Raw genomic sequence first — 14,029 nt, forward strand, 5'->3', positions numbered from 1 at the left:
TTGACTCAGCGCAACACACTCACAAAGGTCGCGGCAATGATGGCGCTGGTGATGACCCCGCTGATGTTGGCACCCAGCGCCTGCGGCAGGATGATGGCCGAGGGATTGGCTTGTGAAGCAATCTTCTGCACCACCTTGGCGGTGGTCGGCACACAACTCACCCCGGCAATGCCGATGATCGGGTTGAATTTTTTGCCGGTGGCAAAGTACAGGATGTAGCCGCCCGCCAAACCACCCAGGGCAGAAATCAGCAGCGCCAGCATACCCAGCAACAGCAGCTTGAGCACCACCGGGTCGAGCAAGGTGCTGGCTTCACACAACACCCCCAGGGTCAGGCCCAGGAAGAATGTGGCGCCGTACAAAAAGGTTTCACCCAACAGTTTGGTGAAGGACTCGAGCCCGCTTTCACGCACTGCCACCCCCACAAACAGCGAGAAAAACAACGGCGCGGCCACCGGAAACAGCAGGCACAGCAGGGTGCAGACCACCACCGCAAAAACCATTTTTTGGGATCGGCTGATCTTGGGCCCGAGGTCGGCAGACATGTTGATGCCACGAATGTGCTCAGGCACCAGCCACTTGATCAAATACGGGTAGACACCGTAGGTAAGGCCAAGGTAGAGGTAACCCACCACGGTGATCGGCACAAACAGGTCTTTGGCCAGAATCAGCGAGGTGAACAGCACCATCGGCCCGTCCGCACCACCAATCGTTGCCACCGACGCCGCCTGACCCGGCGCCATGCCCAGGGCGATGGCGATAGGAAACACGGCAATCGTGCCCAACTCGGCAAACAACGCGATGAACATGCTCTGGAAGGGGCGTGCCATCACATACCCCACGTCCAGCAGCACACCGATGCCCATGAACACAAAACAGGCGATCAGACCGTTGCTGAAGGTCAGGGTGTAGATCGGTTGCAGCCAGTTGATCTGCAGGATGTTGACCAGGTCGGTCGGGTTCGACATCAATGGGTCAATGAACAGCGTGCCAGCTTTGCCGCTGTCGAGAAACATGACGCCCGCATTGATGGCCGACATGCCCAAGCCCATCGGAATCATCAACAAGGGCTCCAGCACCTGGCGTGACCCCAGATAAATCAGCAAGAAGCCCAGCAACATCAAGAAGATGCGCCCATACATGATGGACGGGTCCGCTGCGACCAGGGTCGCAATGCCCTGGAACAGATCGAGAAAACTCAAATTTTCCATGGCGTGTGACTCAGGCCTTGCGAGATTACTGGATGGTCAGCACAGGCTGACCACCTTCCACCGCGTCGCCCGCAGCCACCAGAACCCGCGTCACGGTGCCAGCGCGGCTGGCCAGCAGATGGTTCTTCATCTTCATGGCTTCCAGCACCAGCAAACTCTCACCCACGGCCACCGTTTGGCCCACCTTGACATTGACCTGGACAATCACCCCACCCATCTGGGCCACCTCGTCGCCAGCGCCAGCCGACGCAGCCGCCACGCTGGGCGTGCGGCTGGGCGCAGCAGCAGCCACACCGCCGGCCACCGGTTCTGTTGGCTGGGCCGATAACGCGGGTGCGGTCGAGGGCGCGGCGCCCGGGGTGAGTTCCAGAACCGCCACATCGTATTCGCGGCCATTCACAGTTACTTTGAACAATCGGGTCATGGTGATTTCCTGCCTTAATGTTGAGGCCGCTGCAACACGGCATGGGATGTATGTTGTGCCGCCCGACCGTGGCTGGACCAAGTCCGATGGGTCGGCGAAATATGCAAAATGTGGTGCGCACCTATCGCCGCGAAGATGGCTGCCGACAAGGCTGCGACATCCTCTTCGGGGATACCTTCGGCCACCGGGCAGACCTCACCCTGAGGCACCGTCTTGGACGCAGTGATGCGTTCTAACCGACCTGTGACAGACACCATCACCTTGATCAACACCGCCACCAGCATCGCGATGACGATGGCGATGCCGTAGACCTGCAGTGCAAATAAAACGGGCTGATTCATCGTGAAACTTCTTGTGGTGAAGGTTTACAGCGGCATGTTGCCGTGTTTTTTGCCCGGGCGCAGTTCGCGTTTACCCAGCGTCTTGCGCAAGGCCAGCGCCAAGGTCCAGCGGGTGTCAGCCGGGTCAATCACATCGGTGATGTAGAAGTTGGACGCGGCGGCATAAGGCGAGGCAAACTCATCGCGGTACTGCTGGGTCAGTTCCACCGCCTTGGCCTTGGGGTCGGCGGCTTCCTTGAGTTCCTTGCGGTACAAAATCTTGACGGCGGCCTCTGCCCCCATCACCGCAATTTCTGCCGACGGCCAGGCGTAGACCATGTCGGCCCGCATTTCCTGGCTGCACATCGCCAGATAAGAGCCACCGTAGGACTTGCGCAAGATGACCGTGAGTTTGGGCACGGTGGCCGATGCAAACGCATGCAACATCTTGGCACCATGGCGGATGATGCCTCCGCGCTCCTCATCCACACCAGGCAGGAAGCCGGGCACATCCACCAGCGTGACCAGCGGAATGTTGTAGACATTGCAGGTGCGCACAAAACGCGCAATCTTGTCGGCAGCGTCCATGTCCAGAGCGCCAGCCATCACCATCGGGTTGTTGGCCACGATGCCCACCACCGCGCCAGAAATGCGTGCAAACCCAACTACCACATTGCGGGCGAAGTTGGCATGCACTTCGAGCATCTCACCGCGGTCCACCAGCCGGCGAATGACCGCATGGATGTCCAGGGGCTCCGATGAGTCGGAGGGAATCAGCTCGGCCATGCCAAGGTCGGCCTGTTCCTCAATCGGCACCGACAGGTCATGCGGCGGCTCTTCGGTGTTGTTGGAGGGCAGGTAGGACAGCAGATTTTTGACCAGGGCAATCGCGTGCTGGTCGTCTTCGGCAATGAAATGCACATTGCCGCTGACCGACGCATGCATCTCGGCACTGCCCACCTCGTCCATGGTGGTGGTGCGCCCGGTCACGGCCTTGATGACCTCGGGGCCGGTCAGGAACATGTAGGCGTTGTGCCGCGCCATGATGACAAAGTCCATCAAGGCGGGTGAATAGGCCGCACCACCCGCGCAGGGGCCCAGCACCACGGCAATTTGCGGCACCACACCCGAGAGCGCCACGTTGTAATAAAACACGTCGCCATACCCCGACAAGGCATCCACACCTTCTTGAATCCGAGCGCCGCCCGAGTCTTTGAACGCGACCATCGGCACACCCACACGCAAGGCATGGCGCATCAGGCGCACAATTTTGCGGGCCTGCATTTTGCCCATGGTGCCTGCCAGCACCTGGAAATCCTGGCTGAACGCCGCGACCTGCATGTTGCCCACATAACCGGTGCCGGTGATGACACCGTCGGTCGGCAACTCACGGCCTGCCATGCCAAATGACACCGCGTTGTGGTGGGCATGCATGCCCATTTCCTGGAAGCTGCCCTGGATGAACAGGTTCTCCACCCGTTCGCGCGCCGACAACATGCCTTTGGCATGTAAAGCAGCCAGCTTCTCCGGGTTGATGTGGTCGGTGATCTTCGCGCGCCGATCGCGCAAGGTGTTCATGGCTTCAATCGGTAGGGTCATCGTAGTTCCCGTCTATGTGGCTGTGTGTCATGCGGCACCAATACACTGAGGCGTCAAAATCAGGTTCTGATTTCACGCTGTGTTTTGTTGCTGTTCAGTATATCCCTCAGCCACAATCATTAATTATTCATTAACAAAGCATTGACTTTGATCATGCTTTTTTGTTCTAACGTGTTCAAACACACACCTCTAACCCAATGTTCCTGGCTGCCAAATTGCTGAGTTTCCTGACCCAACCGCTGGCTTGGGTAGCAGCCCTGCTGCTGGTTGGTCTGTTGTTGATCAACGCCCGACCCCGCTGGGCCAAACGTTTGTGCGCCATCGCATTGGGCTTGCTGATGCTGCTGGGTTGGGAGCCTTTGCCTGACGCTGTCTTGCGCTCACTCGAGACGCAGTACCCCGCCGTCACTCCCAACACAACGGGTTCAACCTATGTGGGTGTGATTGTTCTGGGCGGCGCCCTGGAGCCCGCGTATGTCTGGACCGCACCGCAGCAAAGCGCATTGAACAGCGCCGCCGAACGCATGACGGAGGTGATCCCTCTGCTGCGCCAGCAACCTCAGTTGACCGTGCTGTTCACCGGCGGCGAAGGTGAGCTGTTTGCCAATGGCCTGTCGGAAGCCGAGCGCGCCAGCCGGTTCTTCCTGGGCCAAGGGCTGCCCTCCAGCCAACTGCTGCTGGAGTCTGCCTCGCGCACCACTTATGAAAACGCGGTGTTGAGCCGCCAACTCCCGGGGGTGGATGCCACGCAACCCTGGCTGCTGCTGACCTCGGCATTCCACATGCCACGTGCCATGGCAGCGTTTCGCCGCGCGGGTTGGAACGTCTCGGCGTATCCGGTGGACTTTCGCAGTGGTGTCAGCACACCCTGGTCACAGTATTCGATGGATCAGGGGGTGGCGAAATGGCGCCTGGCCCTGCATGAACTGTTAGGCCAACTGGCCTACCGCCTGGCGGGCCGCGCCTGACACCGGGCCACTTACTCTGCGCTGGGCAACAGACTGGCCAGCACCTTGTCAATGCGTTTGCCATCCAGGTCGATCACCTCAAACGACCAGTTGTCACACACAATTTTTTCGCCGATGGATGGCAAATGGCCACTCACGGCCATCAACAAACCCGCCACGGTGTTGTAACGACCCCGGTCCTCGTCAGGCAGGTCATCAATGTCAAGCCGGGCCTTGAGTTCATTGATGGGCATCATGCCGTCGAGCAACCAGCTGCCGTCCTCCCGCTGAGTCGCCCAGGCGTCGGCCTGTAGACCGGGTTGTAGCTCACCGGTGATGGCTTCGAGCAGGTCGTAAGGCGTCAGCAGCCCCTGCACCACACCGTACTCGTCCACCACCAGCACCAGGCGCCCCACCTTGGCGCGAAACTGCTCCAGCAAGGCCATACCGCTGAGCGTCTCAGGCACAAACACCGCAGGCGTGACATAGTCTGCCAGCGTGCCCGGGCTGTTGACGCCCAGTTCAAGCAAGTGCGCTACGCTGATCTTGCCGATGACATCGTCCAGGGAGCCCCGGCACACCGGGTACCAGGAGTGCGACTTTTCTGCACCATCAACACCCACTTTCTGCAGACTCAAGGCCACCGTCATGCTGGCGTCGAGCCAGTCGACCTCTGCACTGGGCACCATCAGCGAGGTCAGGGGCCGGTCGTCCAGGCTGAACACGTTTTGCACCATCTGGTGCTCGTGTTCTTCGATCACACCGGCATCCACCCCCTCTTCCAGACTGGCGGTGATTTCCTCTTCGGTCATGGCGCGCGAGGTATTGGTGTCAATGCGCAGCAGCCGCAGAACAGCAGCGGTCGACCCCGACAGCAATTTCACAAACGGCCCCGCCGCCCGTGCCAGCCACAACATCGGCCGAGCCACCCAGCGTGACACCAGCTCCGGGTAAAGCTGGCCGATGCGCTTGGGCACCAGTTCCCCAAAAATGATGGTGGTGAAGGTGATCAGTGTCACCACCAGCGCGGTGGCCGACAGGGCTGCCGCTTTCTCCGCCACACCCAACGACTGCAACCAATGCGCCAGCCCCTGGCTGAAAGCAGCCTCACCCACAATGCCGTTGAGCACACCAATCGAAGTGATGCCCACCTGTACGGTGGAGAGAAATTGGTTGGGGTTGGCCAGCAGCGTCAGCGAGGCCTGTGCGCCCTTGTCCCCCCCTTCAGCCATGGCGTTCAGGCGCGATTTGCGGCTCGCGGCCAGGGCCAGCTCGGACATGGCAAACACACCATTGAGCAGGGTCAGAAAAACTATCAGCAAAAATTCCATGCGGTACAAACGACAATCAAGACCATGGCACTTTACCTGATTGGTGATGTGCAGGGCTGCGATGGCGCTCTGCAACACCTGCTCGACACCATTTCTTTCTCACCCAGCCGCGACACGATCTACCTTCTGGGCGACCTGGTCAACCGGGGGCCGGACTCTGCTGGCGTGTTGCGCCGACTGATGGCTTACGGCCAGTCTGCGCAGTGCATTCTGGGCAACCACGACCTGCATCTGCTAGCTGCGACACACGGCGCCCGCAAACCGGGGCGCAAGGACACCCTGGAGGGGGTGCTCAACGCACCAGACCGGACCGCACTGCTTGACTGGCTGCGCCAGCAGCGCCTGGCGATCCATCTACAGCACCAAGGTTCAGAGTATTTGATGGTTCACGCCGGTGTCCTGCCTGGCTGGAGTGCTACAAAAACCATGGCATTGGCGAGCGAGGTGGAAAGTGTGTTGCGCAGCGCTGGGCTGCCAGAATTCCTGCACCAAATGTATGGCAACACACCCGCTGGCTGGAGCGATTCACTGAGCGGTGTGGATAGGCTGCGTGTCATCGTCAACGCGTTGACACGGCTGCGTTTTTGTACGCCACAGGGCGAGATGGAGTTCTCTGTCACCGACGGCCCGGCTGCGGCGCCAGCCGGTTACCTGCCCTGGTTTGAGGTGCCGGGCCGCCAGACCGCCGATGTGTGTGTGGCGTTTGGCCACTGGTCCACCCTGGGCTGGCTGGGCCGCACCGATGTGTTGTCACTGGACACCGGCTGTGTCTGGGGTGGTGCTCTCAGCGCCCTCAAGCTCGGCGAGAGCCGTCAGGCCGCCCATGAACTGATCCAGGTGTCTTGCCCGCAAGCGCAACGCCCCGGAGACTGAACCCGGTTAAACCGGGGTGAACAGTGCCGCGACCTTGCGTTTGGAGCGGATGTTGCCAGAAATGGTGCGCACTCCGGGCCGCGCCGCTGCAGCTTCCCACGGGGGCGCGGCTTCGGGCGGCAAGGATGGCTCATACGGTTTGTCAAAGAAGGGATCGGCCGGTGCGGCTGCGCGCGCTCTAGGCTTGTAGTCGCTGCGTGGTTCACGCGGCGCACGCGCCACATAAGCATCACGCCCGGACGTCTCGCTCTCTTGTTTGTACAGACGCCGACCATCGTTGATGTGGCCCTGTTTGCGGATATCGGGCAGGTCTTCCTCGAACTCGATGGCTTCCAGTTCAATCTTGGTCTTGAGCAGTTTTTCGATGTCGGCAATCAGGCGCGCATCGCTCTTGGAGACAAAGTTGACCGCCAGACCGGACTGACCGGCACGACCGGTGCGACCAATGCGGTGCACATAGTCTTCGGCGTGGAACGGTATGTCGAAGTTGAACACCGCGGGCACGTCCTTGATGTCGAGCCCGCGTGCGGCCACGTCGGTACACACCAGCAAGTCCACCTCGCCTGATTTGAAGGACTCCAGCGCCTTGAGGCGCTCATCCTGGCTCTTGTCGCCATGCAGGGCGGTGGTTTTGAGGCCTTCGCGCTCCAGCGAGCGCGCCAGGCGGGCGCAGCCGAGTTTGCTGTTGACAAACACAAAGGCCTGTTTGAGCTCACGCTGTTTGAGAATCTGGTGCAAGGCGTGGCGTTTGTCGTCATCCCCCACGCTGTAGAAGTGTTGCTCGACAGTGGAGGCGGTGGCATTGGAGCGCGCCACCTCGATCGTCACCGGGTCTTGCAGGTAGCTGTTGGCCAGGCGCTTGATCTCGGGTGAGAAGGTGGCCGAGAACAGCAAGGTGGTGCGCTGCTTGGGCAGGTAGCTCAGGATACGCTGCAGGTCGGGCAGAAAACCGATGTCGAGCATGCGATCGGCTTCGTCCAGCACGACGTATTCCACTTGGTTGAGCACGCAATTCTTGGCCTCGATGTGGTCCAACAGCCGCCCTGGGGTGGCTACCAGCACTTCGACGCCTTTTTTCAGCTCGGCAGTCTGGGGCTTCATGTCGATGCCACCAAACACCACGGTGCTGCGCAGGTTGGTGTATTTGCCATACAGACGAACCTGCTCGGCCACCTGATCCGCCAGTTCACGCGTGGGCAACAGCACCAGCGCACGCACCGGGTGGCGCGCAGGCGAAGTCGAGGCGTTTTCATGCTTGAGCATGCGTTGCAGCAGCGGCAGCGCAAAGGCAGCGGTTTTGCCGGTGCCGGTCTGGGCCGCGCCCATCACATCGCGGCCTTGCAGCACCACGGGAATGGCTTGTGCCTGGATCGGGGTCATGGACTCGTAGCCCATTTCGGCCACAGCGCGGGCCAGCGGTGCCGACAATTGCAGTTGCGCAAACGCCATCGGAAGCGTGTCAGCGGTTAATTCGTTCGAAATATCAGGAGTCAGGTCGGTCATTCAGAGCCAGTGTCAGTTGCTACCCATCCGATAGCTGGTGCAGCCCCACGAGCTGGAGCAAACCCTCATTATCGCCCAAGCCTTACATCCTGCTGGCAAGCGGCCTGGAACCCGGCCAAAACCACGGCCCGGGTGAACCCGCCCCACCAGCAATCGGCGGGGCTGCGGCCCCGTCAGGCCTTGGGCAAGGTCACGCCGCGTTGACCCTGGTATTTGCCGCCACGGTCCTTGTAGCTGGTTTCACAGACGTCGTCCTTGTCACTCTCGAAGAACAACACCTGGGCGCAGCCTTCACCCGCGTAGATTTTGGCGGGCAGCGGGGTGGTGTTGGAGAACTCCAGCGTCACATACCCTTCCCACTCGGGCTCAAACGGCGTGACATTGACGATGATGCCGCAACGCGCATAGGTGCTTTTGCCCAGGCAGATGGTCAGCACATTGCGCGGAATACGGAAGTACTCCATGGTGCGTGCCAGCGCAAAGCTGTTGGGCGGGATGATGCAGACATCGTCGTTGAAGTCGACAAAACTCTTCTCATCAAAGTTTTTCGGGTCAACCACCGTGCTGTGGATGTTGGTGAACACCTTGAATTCAGGCGCGCAACGGATGTCGTAGCCGTAGCTGCTGGTGCCGTAGCTGATGATTTTGTTGCCGTGACGCTGGCGGATCTGGCCGGGCTCGAACGGCTCGATCATGCCGTGTTGCTCAGCCATGCGGCGGATCCATTTGTCGCTTTTGATGCTCATGGGAATACAGTCTCCTGGAGGGGTAGCGGATTGTAAGCAGGCACCGGGCGCGACCAAAGGGGCGGCAGCACAAGTGTCGCAAATCAACAGAGAAAACTATCAATAATATAGCTTTCAGCCCTTTATATAAAAGGGCTAGAGGCCAAAAAGGCTTGTCATACCATCATCCGCTGTGCGCGACAACCCGCAGGCTTCACGGCAAACTACCCGCAGCTTGTGGCCTGGTTTCGCCCCACACCACACACAACAGGCCCAGCAACACCAGCGCCAGACCGCCGTAGGCCAGGGTGCCTGGTTGTTCACCCACCACCACAATCGCCAGCACAAAAGCCGTCACCGGCTCGGCCAGCGTCAGGGTCACACAGGTGGCCGCCGACACCCGGCGCAAGGCATGGCTGAACAACAAATACGCCACGCCGGTGACCACCACACCCAGGTAAGTCACCATCACCCAGGCGGCTGGTGAACTCGTCAGGCCCGGCGACACCAGCGCCGCCACCGGCACCGCGATCACAGCAGCCATCGAAAAGATCAAAAAGGTCGCCATCGGCGGTGTGGTCAAACCCACCAGATGTTGGGCAACAAGGGTGTAACTGGCGTAGGCCAGCCCAGCCAGCAGACACAGACCCAAGCCGATCCCATCGAACCGGGTCTCAGTACCACCATCGCCCAGCATCAGGCCAATGCCCAGCACCGCACAGCCGGACCCGAGCCACCAGATCGGTCGTGGTACTTTTCTGCTCATCAGCGCCTGCAACACCCCGACCCACACCGGTCCGCTGCCAATGGCGACACCGGTGCCCACCGCCACCCCGGTTGCTTTGACACCAGCAAAAAAGCTCAGGTTGTAGGCCGCGATGGTGATGCCACCCAGCAACGCCCACCCCCAAACAGCTTCCGGCAACGTCGCGGCAGCGCCCCGGCGCCATCGCCCCAAGAGCAGATAAGCCGCAAAGAAGGCACTGGCGATGGCCAGCCGCAACGCACCAACCCAGTACGGCGAGATCTGGGACGCAACAAAACTTTGTGCGGTGCCGGTGGTTCCCCACAAGGCAGCGGCGCTGACGGCCATGGCGATACCGGCAAATGTTGGATGTTTCATACCCGCATAGTGGCGCCGGGTGGCGCGCCAACTTGCGAGATCCTCTTGACCTGGTCTCAGCCCTGGCGCAAGTCGCGGGCACCGAGTTGGCGGTCGCGTTTGAGGGCATAACTCAAGGCACTGGCGGAGCGGTAGCCCACCTGCAAAGCGGCCGTCTCCAGCGCCAGGCCCTGGCGCAGCAGGCGCTCGGCCGCATCCAGGCGCAGACGCCGCAGGTAGTCCTGTGGCGTCTGCCCGGTGAGCTCCAGCAGCCGTGCGTGAAAACGCTGTGGACTCAAAAAGAACAGCACCGCCATGCGTTGCGTGCTCCAGGTTTCAAACAAGGCATTGGTCAGTGCGGCATCCAGCTGCGCCAGATCGATGCCGCGACGCGCCAGAATACGCGGGGCCTGCAACACCGACGCCAGTTGCAAGCTGGCATCACCCCGAGCCACACTGTCACGGCAAGCGGCGGTGACTGCAAAACTGCGGGCGCGGCCAAGTTCATGTTGTGCGGGCAGTTCAATCACAAACATGCGGGTGTCTTTGCTGGCCAGAAAACCATGCTGCACACCGGCCGGAATCAACAGACCACACGAGGCATCGGCAAAAGCACTGTGCCCCGCCACCTCCAGCTCCATGCGGCCCTGCAAGCCAAACATGATTTGCACATGCTCGTGCGCGTGGCTCTGGTACTCGCCGTTGTAACGGCGCACACCACTGCTCACGCCATCAAACCGGGCTGGATTGACTTGCATGGACAGACGACAACATCACAACCCAGCCGCAAACCAAGGCAAACCAAGCGGGATGGGGTGTGAGGGGTGGCATGATTAACTACGACTTAGATAGCAATAAGTGCTTTTTGCAAAAGGGCTAGAGGCTCAAACCGCTTGTGAAATCACGGTGCGCTCCACGAGCCGGTCATCACCCAGCACGATCATCGAGAACAGCAGCTCATCGAGCGTGGCCGCTTGTGCGGTGCGGCGCGCCAGCAAGGGCGTGGCCTGCGGGTTGAGCAGCACAAAGTCCGCTTCACAGCCCGGCAACAGGTTGCCCACCACACCAGAGAGCCCGAGCGCCTGCGCCGCGCCTGCCGTGTGTTGCCACCAGAGTTGCTGGGGTGACAGCGACAAACCGGTTTTGCCGCGCCCCTCACGCCCCACATAGTAGGCCGCCAGCATGGTGTGAAACGGGCTGAAGCTGGTGCCCCCACCGACGTCGTTGGCCAGGCCGTACTTGAAACCCACACGGTCGGCACTGGCGTAGTCAAAAAAGCCGCTGGCCAAAAAGAGGTTGCTGGTCGGGCAAACCGCTGCTGCGGCACCACTGTCACGCATCAGGGCCCGATCGGCGTCGTCAAAGTGGATGCAGTGGGCGTACACCGCGCGCTGGCGCAGCAGGCCAAAGTCAGCATAGGTGGCCAGGTAGCTGCTGGAGGCCGGAAACAGCGCACGCGCCCAGGCGATTTCATCTTTGTTCTCGGCCACATGCGACTGAATCCAGACACTCGGGTACTTGGCGGCCAGTTCACCCGCGCCGCGCAACTGGGCATCGGTGCTGGTGGGTGCAAAGCGCGGCGTGATCGCGTAACCCAGGCGATCCACCCCGTGCCAACGCTGCAACAGGTCTTCGGAGTCGATCAGGCTTTGCTCGGTGGCGTCGACCCGGCCGGGCTGGGACGGCTGGTTCAGCAAGCTTAACGGCGCATGGCGGTCCATCAGGCACAGGCCGGTCATCCAGCGCAGGTGCTGGGCTTGTGCCTGCGCAAACAAGGCGTTGACCGAGGCCGGGTGCGAGGTGGCAAAAGTCAGCGCGGTGGTGACGCCGTTGCGCAACATTTCCGCTACAAAAAACTGAGCTGCCTGCGCACAGTATTCGGGATCTGAGAAGCGATTTTCTTCAGGAAAGGTGTAATCCTCCAGCCACGGCAGCAAGCCATCGGCGGGTGAGGCGATCACATTGGTCTGGGGATAGTGGCTGTGCAGATCGACAAAACCCGGCGCGATGATGCGCCCCGGCCAGTGTTGCACCGGCAGCTGCGCGTAGTCGGCTTGCAACGCGTCATACGGTCCCAGAGCCTGCACCACATGCGTGCCGCTGGCGTTGGGCCCCACCACCAGCAAGCCATCGGGCTCATAGACCACAGACTGGCGCGGATCGGCATCTGGCTTGAAATAAAGAAGGGCGGCACGGTAAGCTTTCATAGGCGCTGAGCTTACCCAATTTGTCTGGAAATCGTCGCCAGCAGGCGGCCTTGGGGGCCAACTGCGATAATCGCGCGATGAATTCCCAGCCCACTACCCCTCTTCTGACCCTCTGGCGGCCGATTTTGGCCATGCTGGTGGTGATCGTTTCGTCCAACTACCTGGTGCAGTTCCCGCTCAACGATTGGTTGACCTGGGGCGCCTTCACCTTCCCGGTGGCCTTTCTGGTGACCGACCTGACCAACCGCGCGGTCGGTAATGCGGCAGCCCGCCGTGTGGCCTGGGCCGGTTTTGCGATTGCGGTGGTGGTGTCGTTTGCCCTGGCGCCCTGGCGTATTGCCGTGGCCTCCGGTGTGGCCTTCATTGTGGGCCAGTTGCTCGACATCGTCGCCTTCAACCGCCTGCGCGCTGGTTCCTGGTGGAAAGCACCGCTGATTGGCTCGGCCGTGGCGTCGGTGGTCGACACCGGCATCTTCTTCTTCCTGGCGTTTGCGGGTTCCGACATGAACTGGCTGATGCTCGCCGCTGGCGACCTGAGCATCAAGTGGCTGATGGCCGCCGTGCTGCTGGCACCCTACCGCGTGATGCTGCCGCGCCTGCAGCTGTGGGTGCCGGTGCGCTAAGCACCTGGCCACCCGACCGGCAACCAGCAAGTTGCCGGTCACCATTTCAAACATCCCTCATTCGAACGTTTCAAACAGCTCAGCCAACTGGTCCTGGTAGGCCCGTTTGGCTGACGCATCGATGAAACTCGCCTCAAAACTGTTGCTTGCCAGCTGGTAGGCGTGCTGCGAGCTCAGACCCAATGCCGCAAAGGTCTGGGTGAAGTTCTCATTGATGTAGCCGCCAAAATAGGCCGGATCGTCCGAGTTGATGGTCGCCACCAGACCGGCGTCCAGCATGGCACCCAGGTTGTGCTGCGCCAGCGTCGGGAACACACACAGTTTCAGGTTGGACAGCGGGCACACCGTGAGCGGAATCTGCTCACGCACCAGCCGAGCCACCAGCGCCGGGTCCTTCATGGCTTGTACGCCGTGGTCAATTCGTTCAACTTTAAGAGCATCCAGGGCGCTCCAGATATAGGCGGGCGGCCCTTCTTCACCAGCATGGGCGACCAAGCGCAGGCCCAGTTGGCGCGCTTTGGCAAACACCTCGGTGAACTTTTCGGGCGGGTGCCCCAGCTCGCTGGAGGCCAGTCCCACACCCAGCAACTTGTCGAGGTGTGGCGTGGCCTGCTCCAGCGCCTCAAAGGCCTCGGCCTGGCTCAGATGGCGCAAGAAACACAGGATCAGCCCGGCGCTGATGCCCAGTTTGGACCGCGCATCCACACAGGCGCGGTGCAGGCCGTTGATCACGGTGTCGGTGTCCACACCGTGGCCGGTGTGGGTTTGGGTGTCAAAGAAGATTTCGGTATGCCGCACCTGATCTGCCGCCGCACGCTCCAGGTAGGCCCAGGTCATGTCGTAGAAGTCCTGTTCGGTGCGCAGCACCTGGGTGCCAGCGTGGTACACGTCCAGAAACTCCTGCAGATTGCCAAACACATAGGCCCGTTTGAGCGCCGCAACATCGGCATAAGGCAGGCTCAAACCATTGCGTGCGGCCAGCGCAAACATCAGCTCGGGTTCGAGCGAGCCTTCGATGTGCATGTGCAACTCGGCTTTGGGCAAACGTTTGAGCAGGTCGGGCAGTCGGTGGGCGGGAATGGGTTTGACGGTGTTCATGGCAGTCCGTTTGAGGTGGGGGTCAGACCCGGTGGCCGCGGGTACAAAAAAAGGTCGCATCGCGTC

At 60.9% G+C, this 14,029-nt stretch carries 14 protein-coding genes; 3 read left to right on the top strand and 11 right to left on the bottom strand.

Features of this window, described 5'->3' with window-relative positions; genetic code table 11:
• Positions 1-5 precede the first annotated feature (5 nt).
• The 4 genes from FDG13_RS18180 to FDG13_RS18195 are packed head-to-tail and all read right to left on the bottom strand — an operon-like array spanning position 6 to position 3,554.
• Positions 6-1,211: a sodium ion-translocating decarboxylase subunit beta gene (locus FDG13_RS18180; protein ID WP_078363735.1), complete on the bottom strand. Its 1,206-nt coding sequence runs from the start codon at positions 1,209-1,211 to the stop codon at positions 6-8.
• A 25-nt stretch (positions 1,212-1,236) separates the two neighbouring features.
• Positions 1,237-1,635, bottom strand: a complete 399-nt coding sequence (locus FDG13_RS18185) for a biotin/lipoyl-containing protein (RefSeq protein WP_180131717.1) — start codon at positions 1,633-1,635, stop codon at positions 1,237-1,239.
• A gap of 14 nt (positions 1,636-1,649) precedes the next feature.
• A complete protein-coding gene (locus FDG13_RS18190) occupies positions 1,650-1,976 on the bottom strand; it encodes a hypothetical protein (RefSeq protein WP_180131720.1) in 327 nt (108 codons plus the stop codon).
• Positions 1,977-2,000: 24 nt separating this feature from the next.
• A complete protein-coding gene (locus FDG13_RS18195) occupies positions 2,001-3,554 on the bottom strand; it encodes an acyl-CoA carboxylase subunit beta (protein ID WP_180131723.1) in 1,554 nt (517 codons plus the stop codon).
• A gap of 197 nt (positions 3,555-3,751) precedes the next feature.
• Here FDG13_RS18195 and FDG13_RS18200 point away from each other — a divergent pair, with 197 nt between their 5' ends.
• On the top strand, positions 3,752-4,522 hold the full coding sequence (locus tag FDG13_RS18200; RefSeq protein WP_180131728.1) for a YdcF family protein: 771 nt from the start codon (positions 3,752-3,754) through the stop codon (positions 4,520-4,522).
• A gap of 11 nt (positions 4,523-4,533) precedes the next feature.
• Here the strand turns inward: FDG13_RS18200 and FDG13_RS18205 are convergent, their stop codons facing one another.
• The gene (locus FDG13_RS18205; protein WP_180131731.1) at positions 4,534-5,832 is read right to left on the bottom strand and encodes a hemolysin family protein; all 1,299 of its coding nucleotides are present in this window, start codon (positions 5,830-5,832) and stop codon (positions 4,534-4,536) included.
• A 24-nt stretch (positions 5,833-5,856) separates the two neighbouring features.
• Here FDG13_RS18205 and FDG13_RS18210 point away from each other — a divergent pair, with 24 nt between their 5' ends.
• Positions 5,857-6,705, top strand: a complete 849-nt coding sequence (locus tag FDG13_RS18210) for a symmetrical bis(5'-nucleosyl)-tetraphosphatase (RefSeq protein ID WP_180131734.1) — start codon at positions 5,857-5,859, stop codon at positions 6,703-6,705.
• A 6-nt stretch (positions 6,706-6,711) separates the two neighbouring features.
• On the opposite strand, the gene FDG13_RS18215 is transcribed toward FDG13_RS18210, so the two are convergent.
• From FDG13_RS18215 to guaD, 5 genes are all read right to left on the bottom strand, one after another.
• On the bottom strand, positions 6,712-8,154 hold the full coding sequence (locus tag FDG13_RS18215) for a DEAD/DEAH box helicase (RefSeq protein ID WP_251140597.1): 1,443 nt from the start codon (positions 8,152-8,154) through the stop codon (positions 6,712-6,714).
• A gap of 227 nt (positions 8,155-8,381) precedes the next feature.
• Entirely contained in the window at positions 8,382-8,954 is a 573-nt protein-coding gene (dcd, locus tag FDG13_RS18220; RefSeq protein ID WP_180131741.1) for a dCTP deaminase, read from the bottom strand.
• Between the two features lie 193 nt (positions 8,955-9,147).
• Positions 9,148-10,056, bottom strand: coding sequence for a DMT family transporter (locus FDG13_RS18225; RefSeq protein WP_180131744.1), 909 nt, complete (start codon positions 10,054-10,056; stop codon positions 9,148-9,150).
• Between the two features lie 56 nt (positions 10,057-10,112).
• On the bottom strand, positions 10,113-10,793 hold the full coding sequence (locus FDG13_RS18230) for an AraC family transcriptional regulator (RefSeq protein WP_180131747.1): 681 nt from the start codon (positions 10,791-10,793) through the stop codon (positions 10,113-10,115).
• A gap of 126 nt (positions 10,794-10,919) precedes the next feature.
• Positions 10,920-12,242, bottom strand: coding sequence for a guanine deaminase (guaD, locus tag FDG13_RS18235; RefSeq protein ID WP_180131751.1), 1,323 nt, complete (start codon positions 12,240-12,242; stop codon positions 10,920-10,922).
• 77 nt (positions 12,243-12,319) lie between these two features.
• Between guaD and FDG13_RS18240 the strand changes: the two genes are divergently transcribed.
• Positions 12,320-12,865, top strand: coding sequence for a VUT family protein (locus FDG13_RS18240; RefSeq protein ID WP_255435320.1), 546 nt, complete (start codon positions 12,320-12,322; stop codon positions 12,863-12,865).
• A 57-nt stretch (positions 12,866-12,922) separates the two neighbouring features.
• Here the strand turns inward: FDG13_RS18240 and FDG13_RS18245 are convergent, their stop codons facing one another.
• The gene (locus FDG13_RS18245) at positions 12,923-13,963 is read right to left on the bottom strand and encodes an adenosine deaminase (RefSeq protein ID WP_180131755.1); all 1,041 of its coding nucleotides are present in this window, start codon (positions 13,961-13,963) and stop codon (positions 12,923-12,925) included.
• Between the last annotated feature and the right edge of the window lie 66 nt (positions 13,964-14,029).

The sequence above is a fragment of the Rhodoferax sp. BLA1 genome, assembly GCF_013416775.1.
GTDB lineage: Bacteria > Pseudomonadota > Gammaproteobacteria > Burkholderiales > Burkholderiaceae_C > Rhodoferax.